This window comes from Aquimarina sp. AU474, from assembly GCF_900312815.1.
Classification (GTDB): Bacteria; Bacteroidota; Bacteroidia; order Flavobacteriales; family Flavobacteriaceae; genus Aquimarina.
Genome location: NZ_OMPE01000008.1, coordinates 16,365 through 37,774, shown reverse-complemented (window position 1 = coordinate 37,774; position 21,410 = coordinate 16,365). Strand labels below are relative to the sequence as shown.

At 34.3% G+C, this 21,410-nt stretch carries 18 protein-coding genes; 14 read left to right on the top strand and 4 right to left on the bottom strand.

All coding sequences use genetic code 11. From position 1 onward, the window contains the following. The first annotated feature begins 18 nt into the window (after positions 1-18). From DK508_RS09985 to DK508_RS09975, 3 genes are all read left to right on the top strand, one after another. Positions 19-2,193 (top strand): DNA mismatch repair protein MutS, encoded by a 2,175-nt coding sequence (locus tag DK508_RS09985; protein WP_109300621.1) that lies wholly within the window; start codon positions 19-21, stop codon positions 2,191-2,193. Positions 2,194-2,308: 115 nt separating this feature from the next. Then, positions 2,309-4,807, top strand: coding sequence for a PIG-L family deacetylase (locus DK508_RS09980; protein WP_109300620.1), 2,499 nt, complete (start codon positions 2,309-2,311; stop codon positions 4,805-4,807). Between the two features lie 165 nt (positions 4,808-4,972). Next, positions 4,973-6,790 (top strand): sodium:solute symporter, encoded by a 1,818-nt coding sequence (locus DK508_RS09975; protein WP_109300619.1) that lies wholly within the window; start codon positions 4,973-4,975, stop codon positions 6,788-6,790. Positions 6,791-6,863: 73 nt separating this feature from the next. Here the strand turns inward: DK508_RS09975 and DK508_RS21090 are convergent, their stop codons facing one another. Beyond that, entirely contained in the window at positions 6,864-7,196 is a 333-nt protein-coding gene (locus DK508_RS21090; RefSeq protein ID WP_160114645.1) for a hypothetical protein, read from the bottom strand. Between the two features lie 233 nt (positions 7,197-7,429). On the opposite strand from DK508_RS21090, the gene DK508_RS09965 reads away from it, so the two are divergent. Further along, positions 7,430-8,410 carry a Gfo/Idh/MocA family protein gene (locus DK508_RS09965; RefSeq protein ID WP_109300617.1) on the top strand — a complete coding sequence of 327 codons (981 nt, stop codon included), beginning with the start codon at positions 7,430-7,432 and terminating at the stop codon, positions 8,408-8,410. 106 nt (positions 8,411-8,516) lie between these two features. Here the strand turns inward: DK508_RS09965 and DK508_RS09960 are convergent, their stop codons facing one another. After that, the gene (locus DK508_RS09960) at positions 8,517-9,359 is read right to left on the bottom strand and encodes a DUF2911 domain-containing protein (RefSeq protein WP_109301311.1); all 843 of its coding nucleotides are present in this window, start codon (positions 9,357-9,359) and stop codon (positions 8,517-8,519) included. A 124-nt stretch (positions 9,360-9,483) separates the two neighbouring features. Here DK508_RS09960 and DK508_RS09955 point away from each other — a divergent pair, with 124 nt between their 5' ends. The 6 genes from DK508_RS09955 (at position 9,484) to DK508_RS09930 (ending at position 13,695) form a co-directional block, all read left to right on the top strand. Continuing rightward, positions 9,484-10,143 carry an MIP/aquaporin family protein gene (locus DK508_RS09955; RefSeq protein WP_109300616.1) on the top strand — a complete coding sequence of 220 codons (660 nt, stop codon included), beginning with the start codon at positions 9,484-9,486 and terminating at the stop codon, positions 10,141-10,143. Between the two features lie 135 nt (positions 10,144-10,278). Then, positions 10,279-10,635: a hypothetical protein gene (locus tag DK508_RS09950; RefSeq protein ID WP_109300615.1), complete on the top strand. Its 357-nt coding sequence runs from the start codon at positions 10,279-10,281 to the stop codon at positions 10,633-10,635. A gap of 85 nt (positions 10,636-10,720) precedes the next feature. Next, complete coding sequence (locus tag DK508_RS09945; RefSeq protein ID WP_109300614.1) at positions 10,721-11,215, top strand: SRPBCC family protein; 495 nt, start codon at positions 10,721-10,723, stop codon at positions 11,213-11,215. A 15-nt stretch (positions 11,216-11,230) separates the two neighbouring features. Continuing rightward, positions 11,231-11,929, top strand: coding sequence for an SDR family NAD(P)-dependent oxidoreductase (locus DK508_RS09940; protein ID WP_109300613.1), 699 nt, complete (start codon positions 11,231-11,233; stop codon positions 11,927-11,929). A gap of 2 nt (positions 11,930-11,931) precedes the next feature. Beyond that, the gene (locus DK508_RS09935) at positions 11,932-13,239 is read left to right on the top strand and encodes a deoxyribodipyrimidine photo-lyase (RefSeq protein ID WP_109300612.1); all 1,308 of its coding nucleotides are present in this window, start codon (positions 11,932-11,934) and stop codon (positions 13,237-13,239) included. A gap of 90 nt (positions 13,240-13,329) precedes the next feature. After that, the gene (locus DK508_RS09930; protein WP_109300611.1) at positions 13,330-13,695 is read left to right on the top strand and encodes a SnoaL-like domain-containing protein; all 366 of its coding nucleotides are present in this window, start codon (positions 13,330-13,332) and stop codon (positions 13,693-13,695) included. A gap of 97 nt (positions 13,696-13,792) precedes the next feature. Here the strand turns inward: DK508_RS09930 and DK508_RS09925 are convergent, their stop codons facing one another. Next, on the bottom strand, positions 13,793-14,422 hold the full coding sequence (locus DK508_RS09925; RefSeq protein WP_109300610.1) for a porin family protein: 630 nt from the start codon (positions 14,420-14,422) through the stop codon (positions 13,793-13,795). 147 nt (positions 14,423-14,569) lie between these two features. Further along, positions 14,570-15,454 carry a LysR family transcriptional regulator gene (locus DK508_RS09920; RefSeq protein ID WP_109300609.1) on the bottom strand — a complete coding sequence of 295 codons (885 nt, stop codon included), beginning with the start codon at positions 15,452-15,454 and terminating at the stop codon, positions 14,570-14,572. 83 nt (positions 15,455-15,537) lie between these two features. On the opposite strand from DK508_RS09920, the gene hutH reads away from it, so the two are divergent. From hutH to hutG, 4 genes are read left to right on the top strand one after another with little or no spacing between them, the layout of a single operon-like run. After that, positions 15,538-17,118, top strand: coding sequence for a histidine ammonia-lyase (hutH, locus tag DK508_RS09915; protein ID WP_109300608.1), 1,581 nt, complete (start codon positions 15,538-15,540; stop codon positions 17,116-17,118). Between the two features lie 31 nt (positions 17,119-17,149). Next, positions 17,150-18,400, top strand: a complete 1,251-nt coding sequence (gene hutI, locus DK508_RS09910; protein WP_109300607.1) for an imidazolonepropionase — start codon at positions 17,150-17,152, stop codon at positions 18,398-18,400. 11 nt (positions 18,401-18,411) lie between these two features. Beyond that, entirely contained in the window at positions 18,412-20,412 is a 2,001-nt protein-coding gene (locus tag DK508_RS09905) for a urocanate hydratase (RefSeq protein ID WP_109301310.1), read from the top strand. Positions 20,413-20,416: 4 nt separating this feature from the next. Then, positions 20,417-21,367: a formimidoylglutamase gene (gene hutG, locus DK508_RS09900; RefSeq protein WP_109300606.1), complete on the top strand. Its 951-nt coding sequence runs from the start codon at positions 20,417-20,419 to the stop codon at positions 21,365-21,367. Positions 21,368-21,410: the final 43 nt, after the last annotated feature.

The window sequence follows — 21,410 nt, the reverse complement described above, 5'->3', positions numbered from 1 at the left end:
AATTGGGTAAAAAAAAGTATGATTCGTATTTCTGAAAAAACATTAAAAGATCTTGAATTAGATACCGTACTCGATCATATTGCCGAACTGTGTAATACTGATTATGGTAAAACTAAAGCATTAGAAATTGTTCCTTTTAGCACTAAGGAAAAATTACATACCGCCTTACAACATGTATACGAATACAAATCTTCTTACTTAAATGATGCTCGTATACCAAACCATGGATACGATAGTATTACCAAAGAAATACAATTACTTCAGATAGAAAATGCTTTTCTAGAAGCATTTAATCTTAAAAAGTTAATTTCGATTAGTACGACCACTAATGAATTATTAACTTTTTTTAAATCCAATAAAGAACTATACCCTATTTTACATAAGACCTCTACCGAGGTTCCGTTTACTAAAGAAATTATTCTTTTAATCGATAAGATTCTAGATAAGTTTGGTGAAGTAAGAGATAACGCCTCCTCTACTCTACTTGGGTTACGCAAACAAATTAACATTATCCAAGCAAAATTAAATGGGAGCTTTGGAAAAGATCTTAGCCGATATAATGGCTTAGGTTATTTGGACGAAATTAAAGAAAGTGTAGTTGATAATCTTAGAGTACTTGCTGTTAAAGCAATGTATCGCAGAAAGGTAAAAGGAGCTATTATGGGTAGTTCTAAAACAGGGAGTATTGTTTATATAGAGCCTGAAACTACCTTACAATACAGTCGTGAGTTAAGTAATTTGCAGTACGAAGAACGAGAAGAGGTTGTAAAAATACTTAAAGCTCTTACCAATGACTTAAGACCTTTTATCGAATTGCTTGAGCAATATCAGGAATATTTAAGTGATGTCGATATTGTAGCTGCAAAATCAAAATATGCAAAGCGACTTAACGCTGTACTTCCAAAAATTACAGAAAAAAGAGAGTTAACACTTCAAGATGCCTATCACCCATTGCTCTATCTAAACAATAAAACAAAAGGAGAGAAAACTTACCCCCAGACGATATCTTTAAAAGAAGATAATCGAATTATTGTTATTTCAGGACCAAACGCTGGTGGAAAAAGTATTACTTTAAAAACTATTGGTTTATTACAAGTAATGTTACAAAGTGGGATGTTAATCCCCGTACATGAATATAGCAGAATATGTTTATTCAATACAATCCTAACGGATATAGGAGACAACCAGTCCATAGAAAATCATCTAAGCACTTATAGTTATCGTTTAAAAAACATGAACTATTTTCTTAGAAAATGTAGTGATAAAACATTGTTTCTAATTGATGAATTTGGTACCGGGAGTGACCCTGAATTAGGAGGAGCACTAGCCGAGGCATTCTTAGAAGTTTTTTATGAACGAGAATCTTTTGGTATTATTACTACACATTACGCCAACCTAAAAATGTTGGCAAATGAGTTACCTAATATGACCAATGCCAATATGCTTTTTGATGCCAGAACCTTAGAACCTCTTTTTAAATTACATCTTGGTGAAGCAGGAAGTTCTTTTACTTTTGAAGTAGCTCAAAAAAATGGTATCCCTTATAGTTTAATCAATAAAGCAAAAAAGAAAGTTGAACGTGGTAAAATCCGCTTTGATAAGAGTATAGCTAATCTTCAAAAAGAGAGATCCAAATTACAAAAAACTACTTCTTCTCTAAAAACCAAAGAACAAAAAGCTGAAGAAGAAAAAGAGCGTCTTGAAAAAACAAACGAGCGTATACAAAGAAAACTTGAGAGCTATCAAGAACTATACGATAGTAATCAACGAATGATATACCTGGGACAAAAGGTAGATGACCTAAGTGAAAAATATTTCAACAATAAAAAGAAACGTGAACTAATTAATGAATTTATAAAAATTGTTGAAGTAGAAAACTCTAAGCGTAAAAAGCAAACCGTAAAACAACAAAAGGTCAAGAAAGTCAAAGAACAAAAAGTTGTAAAAGAAGTAGAAGAAAAAGTCAAGGTTATTCGAGAGAAGAAAAAAGAGCAAAAAAAGAAAGAAGAAAAAACAATACAACAAAAGCCCAAAGTAGTTCTTAAAATTGGTGATCGTGTACGAATGATTGATGGCAAATCTATAGGCACTATTGATACTATTGAAAAAAGGAAAGCGATAGTTAATTATGGCGTTTTTACCACAAACGTTGCCCTTGATCAATTAGAATTTGTAGAAAGAAAAAAGAAATAATTATGATGGTATCTCTTAGGCTTAGTTCCTTGTTAAAGTATCCTTAAACCACAATTCTGAGAATTTTATCTTTATATATTTGGTGAAATTACATTCAAAATTGCACCTAACTATTATGCGAAAATTACTTTTTGTAGTCTCTTTAAGTCTACTATTACCCTGTATTTCAAAGGCACAACAACCTAATAAGCCTAACGCATCGCAAATTCATGAAGCGATAAAAAAGCTTAATTTTTTAGGCTCTGTACTCTATGTAGCTGCTCATCCCGATGATGAAAACACTAGGCTTATTTCGTACATGGCTAATCAGGTAAAAGCTAGAACAGCATACCTATCGCTCACTCGTGGTGATGGTGGTCAAAATCTAATCGGTCCAGAAATTCGCGAACTTTTAGGTGTAATAAGAACACAAGAATTATTAGCAGCTAGACGAACAGATGGAGGTGAACAAATGTTTACCCGAGCAAATGACTTTGGGTATTCTAAACATCCAGACGAAACTTTATCTATTTGGGATAAAAAAGAAGTTTTAGGAGACGTCGTATGGGCTATAAGAAAATTTAAACCTGATGTAATTATTAATCGTTTTGACCATAGAACACCTGGTAGTACTCATGGTCATCATACTTCTTCTGCTATGCTAAGCGAAGAAGCTTTTAATCTCGCCGCCAATAAAACTATATACCCTAATCAATTACAATATGTAGATAGTTGGCAGCCTAAACGATTATTTTTTAATACATCTTGGTGGTTTTACGGAAGTCGTGAAAATTTTGAAAAGGCGGATAAAACAAGGTTATTAGAATTTGACACAGGGGTATACTACCCTGCATTAGGGCTTTCTAATACCGAAATTGCTTCTCTAAGTCGAAGTAAACACAAATCTCAAGGGTTTGGAAGTACCGGTACTAGAGGGAAACAAAAAGAATATATAGAACTTATTAAAGGAGATTTACCTAAGGATAAAACTAATCTTTTTGAAGGTATTGACACCTCATGGAACCGTATCAAGGGTGGTGATGCAATAGGAAAAATTCTTTATCAAGTTGAAAAAGATTTTAACTTCAGAAATCCATCGGCCAGTATACCTAAATTGGCAGAGGCATTTCTATTAATCAATCAATTAGAAGACACCCATTGGAAAACAATTAAATCCAAAGAAATTAAAGAAATTATTGCCGCTACTGCAGGTTTGTATCTTGAAGCTGTCTCTACAGAATCAAATACCACAAAAGGAAATGAAATTACAATCAAAACAGAAGCAATAAATAGAAGTACAAATAAAATAGTTTTGAAATCTATAAAAATAGATGCAATTAATATTAATGATACTTCTGAAAAAGTTTTAGGAAACAACGAAAAACAAAATTTAGAATTTAAAGGTATAGTTTCTAACACTATTAGTTCAACAAACCCTTACTGGCTTAATCGCAAAGGAACTCTGGGAATGTATCAAGTTGCGGATCAAAAATTGATAGGTAAACCAGAAACAATACACCATATTACTGCTACATTTAATTTAGAAATTGAAGGTGTTGCCCTTCCATTTACAAAGGCAGTTGTATACAAAACAAATGATCCTGTAAAAGGAGAAGTGTATAAACCTTTCGAAATTATCCCTGCAGTTTCAGTACGTATTAAAGATAAAGTAATCATTTATGCTAATGGCCTTTCAAAACAAATTCCGGTAACTATAAAGGCCGGAAAAACAAACATGAAAGGATCTGTAACCTTATCACATCCAGAAAGTTGGAGCGTAACACCAGGAACAATTGATTTTAGCTTAGCACAAAAAGGAGAAGAAAAAACAATTTCGTTCACCCTAACAGCACCTGAAAATCAAAGTGAAGGATACATATCCCCCGTAGTCAAAATAGGTGATACTGAGTTTTCAAAAGAAGTGGTTACTATCGATTACAATCATATACCGTTTCAGACAGTAACACTTCCTTCAGAAACAAAAGTAGTACGTCTTGGTATTAAAAAGAAAGGACAAAACATAGGTTATATTGAAGGTGCAGGAGACATTGTTCCAGAAAGCTTACGCCAAATAGGTTATAAAGTAACCACTATAGATCCTGATGCTATTTCGGCGGCGACTTTATCACCTTTTGACGCTATTGTTGTTGGTATCAGAGCTTACAATACTATCGAAGAATTAAAGTTTAAACAACAATTTCTTCTTGAGTATGTAAAAAATGGTGGTAATCTTATAGTACAATACAATACAAGTCATAGACTTAAAGTAAAGGAAAATTTAGGTCCATTTCCTATAAAACTATCCAGAGATAGAGTTACTGATGAAAATGCTAAGGTTACTTTTCTTGCACCAGATCATCAAGTGCTAAATACACCTAATAAAATCACAAATACTGATTTTGAAGGTTGGGTGCAAGAACGAGGATTATATTTTCCGAATGAATGGGCAAAAGAATACACCCCTATTCTAGCCGTAAATGATAAAGGAGAATCAGAAAAAAAGGGACCTTTACTAATAGCACAATACGGAAAAGGATACTATGTCTATACTGGGCTTAGCTTTTTCAGAGAATTTCCTGCTGGAGTTTCTGGTGCGTATCGTCTTTTTGCCAATATGTTATCTTTAGGGAAATAAAATATCATATATGAAAAATGAAAGTTTTACTTGGAAAAAGTGGTACTCGATAGTACTAATTACTAATGCTATATATATTGTTATATTTTATTTAATAACCACTGCATATATACTATAATCTATTTCTATATTTAATTCAAACCCTAACTAACTTAATTATAACGAATGCAAACCATAGATTGGATCGTACTTATAGGAACCTTGTTATTCATCGTTCTTTATGGATCTTGGAAAACAAGAGGTAGTAAAAATGTACAAGAATACATACGAGGTGGTAATGAAGCCAAGTGGTGGACTGTAGGGTTATCTGTTATGGCAACTCAAGCTAGTGCTATAACATTTCTTTCGACACCTGGTCAAGCATTTCATAGTGGGATGGGATTTGTTCAATTCTATTTTGGGCTACCGATCGCTATGGTGGTAATTTGTATGATATTTATACCATTATACCATAAGCTTAATGTCTATACCGCATACGAATACCTCGAAAGTCGTTTTGATTTAAAAACAAGAAGTTTAACTGCTATATTATTCTTAATCCAAAGAGGACTTGCTGCTGGAATTACCATTTTTGCCCCCGCTATTATTCTATCAGCTGTATTAGGATGGGACTTGACCACACTTAATGTTATTATTGGTGTTTTGGTAATTATCTATACAGTATCCGGAGGAACTAAAGCCGTTAGTGTTACACAAAAACAACAAATGGCCATAATCTTTACGGGTATGTTAATAGCCTTCTTTTTAATAGTTAGTTACCTACCCGAAGGGGTTACTTTTTCAAAAGCTTTAGATATTGCTGGAGCTAGTGGAAAAATGGAAGTTTTAGATTTCTCCTTTAATTTCGATAATCGATATACTTTCTGGAGTGGTATTATAGGAGGTAGTTTCTTAGCTCTCTCCTACTTTGGTACTGATCAAAGTCAAGTACAACGCTATCTATCAGGAAAATCGATAAAAGAGAGCCAACTAGGTTTACTATTTAATGGTTTATTAAAAGTACCAATGCAATTCTTTATTCTTTTGGTAGGTGTTATGGTATTTGTATTCTACCAATTTAACCCTTCTCCTCTTAATTTTAATGAAAATTCTGTTAATAAGCTTTTAAATTCAGAGTACTCAAATGAGTATAAAGAAATAGTAGAAAAGAACAATATATTGTTTTCACAAAAAAAAGGAATAGCTCAAGAACTTGCTAAAACCGGAGATGTTGGATTAAAAACTAAACTAACCAGTATGGATAGTTTAGAGAAATCATACCGCCTAAGAACACAATATTTGATTAAAAGAGTAATCGACTCTACCTATTCTAAAAATTATGATCAATTAGCCTTGGAGGTTAAAAATCTTGAAAAAGAACCGTTAAGTGAAGAATATAAAATCAAACAAAAAGAGTTATTAGCTTTATATAAAAAATCAGCCAAGGATAAAGAAACAAACGACAAAGATTACATATTTATAACATTTATACTTAACAATCTACCAAGAGGTTTGATTGGATTGTTATTAGCAGTTATTTTATCAGCGGCGATGTCTTCTACTGCATCCGAGTTAAATGCACTCGCATCTACGACGGCGATTGATCTTTATAAAAGAAATGTAAAGGAAGATAAAGACGATAAACACTATGTAAATGCCTCTAAATTTTTCACATTGGTTTGGGGTATTCTTGCCATTTTGGTAGCTTGTTTTGCCAATCTTTTCGATAATTTAATTCAATTAGTAAATATCATCGGATCTATTTTTTATGGAAATGTGCTTGGTATTTTTCTATTAGCATTTTTTGTGAAATTTGTACGTAGCAATGCTACTTTTGTAGCGGCTATAATTACACAAATTATTGTCATTATAGGTTGGTATTATGACTGGATGCCCTATTTATGGTTAAATTTATTTGGATGTGTACTAGTTATGGTTATTGCGATGATTATACAACCATTTATTAGCCTTGATTCTCATACAGATCTAGGTATATCAGAGTAGATTACACTAACATATCCCTATGGGTATTACTTAATTTTACAAGCTATGCAATACAACCATTAACTAACTAGTCTTAGTGATGAATAATTGCTTCATTAAGGTATACCGTAAGAGATTTTTGAAAAGTATCATATTTTTTTCCAATACTATCGATATCATCAAGAGTATGTTTTGAAAATTTTATCTGATTCTTTGCCGTTTGAGAAACTTTATCAATGGTTTGTTTCAGAAGGATACCTTTGTGATTTAATTCTAAATACTGATCATACATTTCAGAAGTACAAGGTTCGCAAAGATAGGAGTGTAATTTTGAAAGCATACTCGAAAGCTCAGTATGCATTAAATTCAATCTCATAAAATGTGGTTGCCGTAGTAAAGATGATTTCGTAACGTGGGGGATATCCATAACAATTAGGTTTTAATTAAGAGAGTAATTTAAATATAAAGAAATTTTGCCTAACCACCAAGATTTAAACACCTCACAACAAGGTATTTACATATATTTCAAGGAATATTAAATATCATTAAAATAAACAAAATATTTATAATTAATTACTATTGTACATTCATCATATTCAACGGATGAAAAAAGCTGTTTTTTAGTTATTTTTGAAATAATCTAATTAGTTATATCCAAACATGAATTTAAACAAAAACGTAAACTGGGGTATTCTTGGATGTGGTAAGATTGCTCACAAATTTGCCGAGGACTTACTTACCGTTCCAAATGCAACACTCTATGCAGTAGCCAGTAGAACAGAAAAAAAAGCTCAAGATTTCGGGAATTCTTACGGAGTAACTAACAATTATGGAAGCTATAATCAATTAACCAAAGACCCCAATATCGATGTAATATACATCGCTACACCACATGTTTTTCATTATGAAAATACACTATTGTGTTTAAATCATAAGAAAGCTGTTTTATGCGAAAAACCTTTTGCGATGAACCAGGAGCAAGTAGAAGAAATGATTCAAACAGCAATAAAAAATAATGTTTTTCTTATGGAAGCGTTATGGACTTATTTTTTACCACATTATAAATATGTTTTAGATTTGATAGCTTCTAAAAAATTTGGAGCTGTAAAAAGCTTACAAGCCGATTTTGGTTTTGCTGCAACTTTTAGTCCAAATGAAAGATTATTTAACAAAGCCTTAGGTGGAGGAAGTTTACTTGATGTAGGCATTTATCCTCTCTTTGCTGCTTTGAGTATCATAGGTTATCCTGAGCATATAACTGCCAAAGCTTCTTTCGGAAAAACACAGGTAGATGAGACTTGCACTGTTGATCTACTTTATAAAAACGAAGTAAATGCATCTTTGCATTGTGCTATTACCAAAAAAACAAAAACCGAAGCAATCATCGAACTAGAAAATGGTACTATACATATCAATAGTAGGTTTCATGAACCTTCATCTATCACTATTATTACAGAAAACGAATCAAAACTAATTGAATTTGAGGTTAAAACAAATGGTTATAGTTATGAAGCTATCCATGTGCAAGAGATGATACTCAAAAACCGTACAGAGAGTACAATAATGACTTTTGAGAAAAGTCGACAATTAATCAAGTTATTAGATACAGTACGGGCCAAAATTGGGTTGAGTTACACCTAATACCATCTTTAGTATTTTAAATTCTCTTTTCATAAGTTTCGAGAAAATAAAAAAAGCGTTCCGATAGGTCAGAACGCTTTTTCGATTTGTGTGTGAAAAAGAGTGATTATTTAGCTCCCCACTCTGAAAGGGAGTCTTTATTTAATTTTACGTAATCAGCATTTCCTGCCGTTTCCGCTAATTCTAACGATTTTTTTGCAGCCTTTATTGCCCCAGGCTTATCTCCTGTCTTTGCATAAATCAAAGATTGTTGTCTGTGGTACCAGAAAGCTGGATTTTCTCTCATAGCAATAGCCTTATCAATATGCTCCTTTGCTTTTGCATAATCCTCAATATCTTTATAGAATACAGCCGCTTGATAATGATCTCCATCAGATGGACCTGCCATAGTTTTTTCAATACTTGCTAATGCAATTTTTTTAGAAGGCACTTCTAGCGTAACAGCTGCTTCTGTATTTGCCCAAATAAAGTTTAATACCGCAGAGTTCATTGTGAAATCACTAAACATGATTGTAAAAGTCTCTACATTCATTGGCAATGTATTTGCTTTTACAGTAGTTTTTGCTGCAACTTTGGCATCATCCCATTCTCTAGGAGTACCCCAATTATTAGCATCACTATAAAAAATAACTTCCCAGTTTTCTTTTCCTGGTTTTGTAAAAACTGCATAAGTTCCTTTCTTAAGTTCTTTACCTCCAACTTTTACATCATCACTAAAAGTAATTTGAGTATTTTTATTAGCTCCTGTTCTCCAAAGTTTATCAAAAGGTACTAAGTTTCCAAAAATAGTTCTTCCTTTCATACTAGGTCGTGAGTATTCCACAGCAACATCAGTTAAACCAATAACTTGTTCAATTTTAGATGTTGGACTAGGCTGAGGGGTTTTTACCTGAGCTTCTATCCCGAAAGATAAAAGAGCTGCAGAAATAAATAAGATAATCTTTTTCATTGTGTTTAATTTAGTTTGTGAATCATTCATAATCATCAACACGAAAATAAGGATTACACATACATAATAAGTTAACAAAAACTTAAAATAAGGAATAGTATATTTGCCATATTTTAGAGGAATTATGCGAACATATATCTCAGAAACTATAGGAACTTTTAGCTTAGTGTTTTGCGGCACGGGAGCAATGACAATTAACGAAATAACAGGTGGAGATGTTACTCATGTTGGGATAGCCATCACCTGGGGACTCATTGTTATGGCAATGATTTATGCTTTCGGTGAAATATCTGGAGCTCATTTCAACCCGGCTGTTACTATTGCATTTGCTTATGCCAAAAAATTTGAATGGAAAGAAGTTCCCAAGTATATCCTTGCTCAATGTATAGGTGCCATTCTGGCCAGTAGTATATTAATATACTTATTCCCCGAAAGCGAATACCTTGGAGGTACATTGCCGGCTATAGATGATCTTAAAGCTTTTATATTAGAATTATTACTAACTTATTTTCTTATGGTAGTAATAATTAATGTATCGACAGGTTCTAAAGAAACAGGTACCATGGCAGGAATTGCCATAGGTGGTGTTGTATTACTAGAGGCTATGTTTGCGGGTCCAATCACTAAAGCCTCTATGAATCCAGCACGATCTCTAGGGCCGGCATTATTATCCGGTCATTGGGAGCATCAATGGTTATATTTTATAGCACCAATAATAGGAGCTTTATTAGCAGTGCTCACCTGTAGACTAGTTAAGCCTGATAATTGTTGTGATGATTGCTAATTTTTTTCTTTTTTCTCAATTCTAAAGTTAAACGTAGAAAGGCCTAAATACATATTTATCCAAATTTTCTATTTGGTTCATTTCACTATTCGTTCTTTTTAACATATATTTATCATATAATAAACCATTCCCCCTATGCAGCATTTTTCTAACGAATTTTGCCAAATAGAGTTTTATGATCGATTCGTGATACTTGTTATTAACGAAAATGTGAATTTAACCCTTGATAAAGCTTCAGAAATAAGAGATAATCTTAGAAATCATTACAAATCCAAAGACTTTGTAATGATTACTCATCGTAAATTTAAGCATAACGTAAACGTGGATGTTTATAGGCAAGGACAACTACCTAACATGAAAGGACTTGCTATTGTTTCTGATGATCTCGAAGAGAGAAATAAAGCCATAACAGAGCAACCTTATTACAACAAATCTTTTGTTTTTTTCACATGTTTAGAAGAAGCCAAATCTTGGGCTGAAGCGTATTTCTAAAACAGAAAATTATTTTTTGTTTAACATAAATACCATAAAAGTTAAACAAAATGGTTGTATTTTTATACTTTAACTACTTCAAAGTATGAAAATATATACACTTACCGCCAAACAAAACTTACCTATATCTATTGATAAGGCATGGGACTTTTTATCAAATCCAGCTAATTTAAAAATCATAACCCCGGATTATATGGGGTTTAAAATTGTATCCGGTGCAGACAGAAAAATGTTTTCTGGTCAAATGATACAATACATAGTTACCCCTGTATTAGGTATCAAAAACAAATGGGTCACAGAAATTACACATATAAAAGACAAACATTATTTTGTAGATGAACAACGATTTGGCCCCTACGCACTCTGGCATCACAAGCATTTTTTAAAAGAGATTCCTGGTGGAGTAGAAATGGAAGATATTATTGATTACAAAATTCCCTTTGGTATTATGGGGCAACTTGCACATCCAATACTCGTTAAGCCTAAACTTAAAGAAATTTTTGAGTATCGAGAAAAGAAATTAATCGAGTTATTTGGTACCTTCGAGAATGATACCCCTAATGAAATCGTATTTGTCTAATTATAAAATTAAATAATGAGGAAAAATATCCTACTTATAGGTGGAAGCCATGGAATCGGGTTTGAAATTGCTTTAAAATTATATAGCGAACATAACGTATTCATAGCTTCTAGGACATCAGAAAATTTAGGAAATCTAGAAGTTACTCATATTCCTTATGATGCTTCTAAAGATGAAATAGATACTACAATTTTACCCGATCGCATAGATGGTTTTGTGTATTGCCCAGGAAGCATTAACCTGAAACCATTTAAGGCACTGAATCCAAAAGATTTTGAAGAGGATATGCAGATCAATTTTATGTTTTTGGTAAAAATTGTACACACCATGCTTCAAAAACTTAAAAATTCAGACCAAGCAAGCTTAATATTTTTTAGTACTGTAGCCGTAAAAATCGGAATGCCCTATCATACCAGTATTGCTGCTGCAAAAGGAGCTATTGAAGGGTTTGCCAAAGCATTAGCTGCAGAGTATGCTCCAAAATTTAGAGTAAACGTTATTGCACCTTCTTTAACAGATACCTCTCTCGCAGGAAGGTTATTAGGAAACGAAAAAAAGAAAGAACTTATGGATAGTCGTCATCCAATGAAACGTGTAGGGCAAGCGGAAGATGTTGCTAATATTGCTAAATTTCTATTAAGCGATGATAGTAGTTGGATTACAGGTCAAATTATCGGAGTTGATGGAGGAATGTCTACCTTAAATGTTAATTGATTATGGGTAATGAGGTTTCTATCTTTTGGTTTAGAAGGGATTTACGATTAGAGGATAATATTGGTCTTTTTAGAGCATTATCGGGATCACAAGCTGTACTACCCATTTTTATTTATGATAAGGATATTCTCGATAGTTTATCAAAAGATGATCCAAGGGTAACCTTTATACATCAAACGATACAAAAATTAAATCTGAAGTTGAACAATGAGCATGGCAGTGGTATTGCACAATTCTATGGCACTCCCCAAGAGATATTCAAACACCTTTTGACACAGTTTAAAATCAAAAAGGTATATACGAATCATGATTATGAACCTTATGCTATACAACGAGATAAAAAAATCCATCAACTGCTGGCACAACAGCATATAGAATTTCTAACTTTTAAAGATCAAGTCATCTTTGAAAGAAATGAAATTGTAAAAAACGATGGTAATCCATATGTGGTGTACACACCTTATAAAAATAAATGGAAAGAAACTTTTGATCGCAGTACATTAATAACATTCGAATCAGAGAATCACCTTAATCATACGGTAAAAAAAATAGCGTTTCCAACGATAACACTTGCTCAAATGGGGTTCTTAGAGTCTTCATTAAAAATATACAGTTTTGATGCTTCTTCTGCATTGATTCAAAACTATGAAGCGACAAGAAACTTTCCTGCACAAAATAAAGGCACATCAAATTTAAGTCCGCATTTACGTTTTGGTACCGTAAGCATCAGGTCTATTATAAAAAAAGCAATAGCCGAGGAGAATGAAGTATTTTGGTCAGAACTAATTTGGAGAGAGTTTTTTATGCAAATACTATGGCATTATCCACATACTACAGAAAAATCTTTTAGACCAAAATACGATCGCATCGAGTGGCGTAATAATGAAGATGAGTTTGAGAAATGGAAAAATGGCGAAACGGGCTATCCTTTGGTCGATGCAGGAATGAGACAACTTAACCAAACAGGGTATATGCATAACCGAGTAAGAATGGTAGTTGCTAGCTTTTTGTGTAAACATTTATTAATCGATTGGCGATGGGGAGAAGCCTATTTTGCCCAAAAATTATTGGATTACGATCTATCAGCAAATGTTGGCAACTGGCAATGGGCGGCAGGATCTGGAGTAGACGCTGCTCCTTATTTTAGAATATTTAATCCAACTACTCAAATCACAAAATTTGATAAAAAACTAGAATATATTAATAAATGGGTCAAAGATTTAAATGAACTCACTTACCCTACTCCTATAGTCGAACATAAAATGGCTCGAGAACGATGCTTACGTATATATAAAAATGCTGTTGGATAACTTTAAAATATAACATTTTCTTTAAACTTTGGGATTAAAGTTTTTTGTAATTTATACCACCTTATTTTATAACCAATAAAACTCAATCCAATGAATACACAACAAGTTGCAAGTCGATTAGTAGAACTTTGCCGTATGGGCGAAAACATGCAAGCGATTAACGAATTGTATGACACCAATATTGTAAGTAAAGAAATGTCTGGAGCTCCTAACTCTGTAACTTCTGGAAAAGAGGCTGTTACCAAAAAAAGCGAAGAGTGGTATGCTACCGTAGAAGAATTTCATGGTGGTGAAATTTCTGAACCTCAAGTAGCCGAAAATCATTTTAGTTGCACCATGAAAATGGATTGCACTTTTAAAGGACAAGGCAGAATGCAAATAGAAGAACTTTGTGTGTACCAAGTAAACGATGGTAAAATTACTGAAGAACAATTTTTCTATACCATGCCCGCTTAATAATACATATCATTCTGGCACATAAAAAAACAGCGGTATGAACTTTAATTCATACCGCTGTTTTTTTTAAGAGTATAACGAAGTACTCTTTTATTGCTTAAAATTTATATCCTGCCGAAAATTGAATCACCGCATTTTGTCTAGAAAACGCATCTTCGCTATCTATATCAACAATATCAGAGATCCCGAAATTATATCGCGCCTGAAAAAAGGTTCCTATCTCAAATTGATAACCTAAACCTATATTGGCACCTATATCAATATCTGAAATAAACTCCTGAAAATCAAGATCAGATATCTCTGTTCCTCCGTTTGCGGTGTTTTTACGTTCTAATACAGCCGAAGTTAAGTACCCTACTTGCGGCCCAACTTCAATACTAAATCCTGGTACTACATAAAATGGATAATATTTAACCATAGTGGCCAAATAAATATAATCCAATTTTAATGTTTCATCTTCAAAATTTGGTTCTAAACTTTCTGCTTTATATCCTTGAAAAGAATAAAATAATTCAGGTTGGATACTTAGTACTTCAATAATAGGGATTTCGGCCACAAGACCTAGATGTACACTAGTACGCATATCTAGATCATCTGTTTCGTCGCCAACTACATCTGCTAGATTTAACCCTACCTTGACTCCTATTTCAAAAGATTCTACCTGAGCACTCATTTTATGCGATAAAAACCCCATAGCAAGAGCGATAAAAAACATTTTTTTAATCATAGTTTATAAATTTGGAGGCATGCTATTATGTACAATAAACGTCCTTAATCTGATATAGGTATAAGGAACCCATACATAATTTCATTAAGCCAAAAGTAAACAACCGTATCCAGAAATAAAAAAAATAATCATACTTGTATAAATCAACTACACTCCTATTATGCTTCTAATCCTTTGTAAAGCAGGGTTTCGGTTATCTTTTTTATAAATAACCGAAAGCTTTGCTTTCTGCTTAATTTTAGGAATCTCAAGGAATTTAACCCCTAAATCGAACCCATGTTGTAAAGAGGTGGGTATGATAGCAACACCAAGACCACTTTCTACAAGTTTAAAAATCGTTTGGGCATGTACAGATTTATGAGAAACCTTAGGTGTAAAGCCTTTATCCTCACAAATACTCATGATTTTGTCATAATACAATGAACTATAATCTGAAGAAAATAGAATAAAACTTTCTTCAGAAACTTGTTTTATATTCTTGAAATTACTCGAATTTAGATGATGATCCTTCGGTAATACCAAAGAGAACGTATCATTATGCACTGTTTTTATAGCCAATCCATCTGGTACTCTTGCCAATCTTACAAAACCCAAATCCAATTGGTCTTTTTCTATGGCTTCGACCTGTAAGTAATTAGACATTTCTTCTAGACTAAACTGTATATTAGGATATTCTTGGTTTACTTTTACCAATACATCAGGAATTACTCTTTGCATGGCAGATCCCAAAAAACCAATCCGTATTTCTCCATTACTTCCATCATCAATTAAACGAGTTTGTTTTATCGTAAAATCAATATGATTAAAAACATACTCTAATTCTTTTTTTAGATAAACACCCGCTTCAGTAAGATGTACATTTCTTTTATTTCTCAAAAACAAACGAGCACCGATAATCTCTTCCATTTGTTTGATCTGTCTGCTCAATCCTGGTTGCGAAATAAACAGCTTGTCTGCTGCCTTTCTAAAATGTAATTCTTCGGCTACAGCCAAAAAATAAGTAAAATGACGTAATTCTAATTGATAACCCATAGTTATTAATAATTGACAAAATTGGTATTTCCAATTATTAAATATAACCATTAATTTAGTATCAACAAATCATAAGCATTACAATGTCGAATACATCAGAACATTTTTTATACGGAGAAGGCTATCTCACTGCTGGTATAGCCTTAGAAATAGCTCGAGGTAAAAAAAAGGCAATCATTTCTGAAGCTTCTAGAATCAAGATTCAGAAAAATCGTGATATTGTTCATAATATCGTCGAAAAAGGCGATCCCGTTTATGGAATCAATACCGGTTTTGGTCCTTTATGTACTACCAAAATATCCAAAGAAGAGACTAATATTCTTCAAAGAAACATTTTACAAAGTCACAGTGTTGGGGTTGGTGACCCAATAGATAAGGAAATAGCAAAGTTGATGCTTATCCTAAAAACGCAATCATTATCCAAAGGATATTCTGGTATAGCGCAAGAAACATTGGATAGAATTTTATGGCATATCGATAATGATGCAATCCCAGTAGTACCAAGTCAAGGTTCTGTAGGGGCGTCTGGGGATCTAGCCCCTTTATCGCATTTATTTTTACCACTAATAGGATTAGGTAAAGTAATCTATGATGGTAAAACAATCACTACCGAAGAATTATTTAAAACAACAGGGCTATCCCCTATTGATTTAGGCCCAAAAGAAGGACTGGCTCTCATAAACGGTACTCAATTTATCGCTGCACATGCTGTACAAGTAGTATCAAAACTACACAGTTGTCTTTCGCAAGCAGATATTATTGGTGCTATGATGATCGAAGGGTTACAAGGATCTATAAAGCCTTTTTATAACGAACTGCATCAACTTCGTCCATTTAAAGGAAATATTCATGTGGCTTCAAAAGTAAAATCACTACTAAAAGGTTCTGAAATCATGGAGGATCACACCTTTTGTGATCGTGTACAGGATCCATATTCTTTACGTTGTATTCCTCAGGTACATGGCGCATCAAGAAATGCCTGGTTGCATTTAAAAGAATTATTAGAAACGGAGCTAAACTCGGTAACTGATAATCCTATTGTAATTAGTGAAGATCTTACAATAAGCGGGGGTAGTTTTCATGGTCAACCTCTGGCAATGGCTATTGATTACGCCTGTCTTGCTGCATCAGAATTGGGTAATATTTCTGATCGAAGAATATACCTAGCTCTAGAAGGAAACTCTCCTGGTGTTCCAAAATTATTGATGGAAGATACAGGAATCAACTCGGGATATATGATATTGCAATATACTACAGCTGCATTGGCTAGTGAGAACAAGGGATTATGCTTTCCGTCTAGTGCCGATAGTATCCCTACTTCATTGGGTCAAGAAGATCATGTAAGCATGGGATCCATTGGCGGAAGAAAAGCACTAAGGGTGATCAATAATATTGAAAAAATACTTGCGATAGAACTTCTTACTGCTGCTCAAGCTTTTGAATTTAGAAAACCTTTGAAATCGGGTGTTATTCTCGATGAAATTCATAAAGAAATCCGTAACCATGTATCTTTTGCTGATAAAGATCGGGTATTTGCAGATGACATTGAAAAAGGGATTAAAATGATCAAGGAAAAAACGATCATGACCATTGCTCATGATGTTTCTGAAAAGAAGGGCGTATCGTTAAAAACTCAATTTTCTGACGAATTTGAAGTATATTAATCTAGTCAAACAATAAGAAAAGTAAGGTATTATGAAGAAGTATAAACTTATTGGGCCAATTACTCAATTAATAAGCATGGAAAACTCTGGTATATCCGGTGCTTTAAAAGATGAAGAACTACCTATAATCAACAATGCAGGCATCCTTATCGAGGATGAAAACATTTTTGCTATTGGTGATTATCTTGATCTAAAAGAAAAGGCTATTTCGCTACATGCAGAAATTATAGAATTACTTGGTGATCACATAGCTGTACCTGGATTTATTGATGCACATACACACATCTGTTTTTCGGGGACTAGAGCAAGAGATTATGCGATGCGTAATGCCGGTAAATCATATCTAGAGATAGCGAATGCTGGTGGAGGTATCTGGGATACAGTGATGCAAACAAGAAAAGCCGAAAAAGAAGAACTCTGTCATAACGTACATAAAAGAGCCAATGCACTTTTAAAAAACGGAATTACTACTATAGAGGTAAAAAGCGGATACGGCTTATCGGTAGATGAAGAATTAAAAATGTTGCGCGCTATACAAGATGCAAATGCTTTAACCGAGGCAGATTTGATAGCTACCTGTTTGGCTGGACATATGTTACCCCGAGATTTTGAAGGTGATCAAAAAACCTATCTAGACCATATCAGTAATACCTTATTCCCTATACTTCAGGAAGAGAATTTAACTAATAGGATTGATGCTTTTATAGAACAAAGCGCTTTTCAGCCTTCAGATATTTATCCTTATTTTGAAAAAGCAAAAGCAATGGGGTTTGATATTACAGTACATGCTGATCAATTTAGTACCGGCGGAAGCGAGGTAGCGGTACAAATGAATGCTATTAGTGCCGATCATCTCGAAGCCAGTACCGATCATGAGATTAACATCCTAGCAAAAAGCGATGTTATTGCAGTGGCTTTACCAGGCGCATCTCTTGGATTGGGATGTGATTTTACTCCAGCCAGAAAAATACTAGATGCAGGAGGAGCATTGGCCATTGCCAGTGATTGGAATCCCGGATCTGCACCCATGGGAGATTTACTAACCCAGGCATCGATTCTTGGTACTTTTGAAAAACTAAGCAATGCCGAGATTCTAGCAGGAATTACCTATAGAGCTGCCGCTGCCCTTAACTTAAAAGATAGAGGACGATTAGCGCCAACCCAATTGGCCGATTTTAATCTTTTTCAAACAGATCACTATAATGAAATCTTTTATCAACAAGGCAAACTAGTTCCTTCTCAGGTATGGAAAAAAGGCAGTATCGTGTATTCTAGATCATAATGACCACAACAATGACATTTAAAGAACAAATAACACAAGGTATACCGGCAGTTTTACCGGCAAAGAGAAAATTAGACGATACGATTAGCAGAGCTCCAAAACGTAAGCAAATCCTAAGTATCGAAGAAAAAAAACTGGCACTTAAAAATGCGTTACGGTACTTTCCCGAAAATTGGCACCAAGAACTAGCTGGCGAGTTTCTAGAAGAGCTAAACCAATACGGGCGTATCTATATGCATCGTTTTATACCAGACTACGACATGCATACTCGATCTATTGATCAGTACCCCGCGCAAACAAAACAAGCCGCAGGTATTATGCTTATGATCCAAAATAATCTTGATCCTGCCGTAGCCCAACACCCATATGAGTTAATTACTTATGGCGGTAATGGTGCAGTATTTCAAAATTGGGCGCAGTACCTGCTTACTATGCAGTACCTGGCCACAATGACCGAAGAACAAACGCTACATATGTATTCTGGGCACCCTATGGGCCTATTCCCTTCGTCAAAAGATGCTCCTCGAGTTATCGTTACTAATGGGATGATGATTCCTAATCATTCTACACCAGATGATTGGGAAAAATACAATGCATTGGGCGTAACACAGTACGGGCAAATGACAGCCGGGAGTTATATGTATATTGGCCCGCAGGGTATCGTGCATGGTACGACTATCACTGTCATGAATGCGTTCAGAAAAACACTAAAAAATAATGAATCCCCAGCAGGTAAGATCTTTTTAACCGCCGGTTTAGGAGGTATGAGTGGCGCACAACCCAAAGCAGGTAATATTGCTGGTTGTATTACCATTTGCGCAGAGGTAAATCCCCATGCTGCCTATAAAAGACATGAGCAAGGTTGGGTAAACGAAATCCTTAATAATATAGACGACCTCGTTAGTAGAGTAAAAAAAGCTGTTGCGCAAAAAGAAGTGGTTTCTATTGCCTATCAAGGTAATGTAGTTGATATATGGGAGCGATTTTATGATGAGCATATCTATATAGATTTAGGTTCTGATCAGACATCACTGCATAATCCATGGTCTGGAGGGTATTATCCAGCTGGATTAAGCTATGAAGAATCCAATACGATGATTAGCGAGCATCCCGACGATTTTAAAGTTAAAGTACAAGAATCACTTCGTAGGCATGCCGCAGCAATTAATAAACATACACAAAGAGGTACGTATTTCTTTGATTACGGAAACGCATTTTTATTAGAAGCATCTCGTGCGGGAGCAGATGTAATGGCAAAAAATGGCATTGATTTTAAATATCCATCTTATGTTCAGGATATTTTGGGCCCTATGTGTTTTGATTATGGTTTTGGGCCTTTTCGATGGGTATGCAGCTCAAACACGCCAGAAGATCTAGAAAAAACAGATCAAATTGCCTTAGAAGTTATGGAGTCTATAAAGAAAAAGGCTCCAGCAGAGATCCAACAGCAAATGCAAGACAATATTTCTTGGATAAAAGAAGCAAAGCAAAATAATCTTGTTGTAGGCTCGCAAGCCAGGATTTTGTATGCCGATGCCGAAGGAAGAATCAAAATAGCCGAAGCTTTTAATAAAGCCATACAAGAAGGACATATTACCGCCCCCGTGGTATTAGGAAGAGATCACCACGATGTGAGTGGTACCGATTCTCCTTATCGAGAAACAAGTAACATTTATGATGGTAGCAAATTTACTGCAGATATGGCGATCCATAATGTGATTGGGGATAGTTTTAGAGGCGCTACCTGGGTATCTATCCACAATGGTGGTGGTGTTGGATGGGGAGAAGTGATCAACGGTGGATTTGGTTTACTATTAGATGGATCACAAGAGGCATCACGTAAATTAGAAAGCATGTTGTTTTATGATGTAAATAATGGAATCTCTAGAAGAAGCTGGGCACGTAATAAAGAGGCTATATTTGCTATAAAGCGCGAAATGGAACGCACTCCAAATCTAAAAGTTACCTTACCAAATATAGTCGAAGGTGACTTTTTGGATACAATCTTATAATACTATGAAGTACTATAAAAAAACAAATCAAAGTATATGGACTGGTCGCGCATCTCACGATCAATTATACATGCATGAAAAAATTAGATGTATCAATCTAGAATCTCATGTATTTGATCACGATAGTAGCAAAATTTTTGGCTTATTGGGGTATGCATGTGATGAAGGTGTAGTGCGAAACCAAGGAAGAGTCGGCGCCGTTTCTGGACCTGATAGCATAAGAAAAATGTTGGCCTCTCTATCAAATCATTTTAAAGAGGATACTCAAATTGTCGATGCCGGTTCGGTTACATGTCCAGATAAAAATCTAGAACAAACACAAGAATCAACATCTCTAAGTGTTCAAAAATTATTGAGTAACAAAGTGTTCCCAATTGTTTTAGGTGGAGGGCATGATTTGGCATATGCCCATTATCGGGGGATTAAAAAGCAATATCCTAATCAAACTATCGGTATCATCAATCTAGATGCCCATTTTGATCTTAGGCAAGTTATCGATCAAGGAACATCAGGAACGCCTTTTTATCAAATTGCTCAAGAAAATGACACCTTTAACTATTTATGTTTGGGGATTCAGAAAGCTTCAAACAATAGAGAATTATATAAAACCGCAGCTAATTTTGGGGTGCAATACCTCGAAAATGACAAATATACCATCGCAAATAAAAGTAACGTACAACAGTTGGTTGGTGATTTTATGGCATCTGTAGATATGATATACCTCACTATCGATATAGACGGTTTTTCTTCGGTATATGCACCAGGAGTAAGTGCTCCTTCGCCTATGGGGTTTGCAATAGATATTGCACTAGATACTATTGAGCAAATTTGTAACTCGAATAAACTTATAAGCTGTGATATTGTAGAGCTTAACCCTATATATGATAAGGATAATGCCACTGCTCGATTAGCAGCCAGATTAGTGTACCAAATAATCCAGTATTTACAAGGCTAATATCCATTAAGCTCACAGACAAAAACAGCACATCCTTTTTCGG

Bases quoted from the DNA above. Each gene is read 5' to 3' on its own strand.
- DK508_RS09985 (WP_109300621.1), top strand. From the start codon at position 19: ATGATTCGTATTTCTGAAAAAACATTAAAAGATCTTGAATTAGATACC.
- DK508_RS09980 (WP_109300620.1), top strand. From the start codon at position 2,309: ATGCGAAAATTACTTTTTGTAGTCTCTTTAAGTCTACTATTACCCTGT.
- DK508_RS09975 (WP_109300619.1), top strand. From the start codon at position 4,973: ATGCAAACCATAGATTGGATCGTACTTATAGGAACCTTGTTATTCATC.
- DK508_RS21090 (WP_160114645.1), bottom strand. From the start codon at position 7,196: ATGGATATCCCCCACGTTACGAAATCATCTTTACTACGGCAACCACAT.
- DK508_RS09965 (WP_109300617.1), top strand. From the start codon at position 7,430: ATGAATTTAAACAAAAACGTAAACTGGGGTATTCTTGGATGTGGTAAG.
- DK508_RS09960 (WP_109301311.1), bottom strand. From the start codon at position 9,359: ATGAAAAAGATTATCTTATTTATTTCTGCAGCTCTTTTATCTTTCGGG.
- DK508_RS09955 (WP_109300616.1), top strand. From the start codon at position 9,484: ATGCGAACATATATCTCAGAAACTATAGGAACTTTTAGCTTAGTGTTT.
- DK508_RS09950 (WP_109300615.1), top strand. From the start codon at position 10,279: ATGCAGCATTTTTCTAACGAATTTTGCCAAATAGAGTTTTATGATCGA.
- DK508_RS09945 (WP_109300614.1), top strand. From the start codon at position 10,721: ATGAAAATATATACACTTACCGCCAAACAAAACTTACCTATATCTATT.
- DK508_RS09940 (WP_109300613.1), top strand. From the start codon at position 11,231: ATGAGGAAAAATATCCTACTTATAGGTGGAAGCCATGGAATCGGGTTT.
- DK508_RS09935 (WP_109300612.1), top strand. From the start codon at position 11,932: ATGGGTAATGAGGTTTCTATCTTTTGGTTTAGAAGGGATTTACGATTA.
- DK508_RS09930 (WP_109300611.1), top strand. From the start codon at position 13,330: ATGAATACACAACAAGTTGCAAGTCGATTAGTAGAACTTTGCCGTATG.
- DK508_RS09925 (WP_109300610.1), bottom strand. From the start codon at position 14,422: ATGATTAAAAAAATGTTTTTTATCGCTCTTGCTATGGGGTTTTTATCG.
- DK508_RS09920 (WP_109300609.1), bottom strand. From the start codon at position 15,454: ATGGGTTATCAATTAGAATTACGTCATTTTACTTATTTTTTGGCTGTA.
- hutH (WP_109300608.1), top strand. From the start codon at position 15,538: ATGTCGAATACATCAGAACATTTTTTATACGGAGAAGGCTATCTCACT.
- hutI (WP_109300607.1), top strand. From the start codon at position 17,150: ATGAAGAAGTATAAACTTATTGGGCCAATTACTCAATTAATAAGCATG.
- DK508_RS09905 (WP_109301310.1), top strand. From the start codon at position 18,412: ATGACATTTAAAGAACAAATAACACAAGGTATACCGGCAGTTTTACCG.
- hutG (WP_109300606.1), top strand. From the start codon at position 20,417: ATGAAGTACTATAAAAAAACAAATCAAAGTATATGGACTGGTCGCGCA.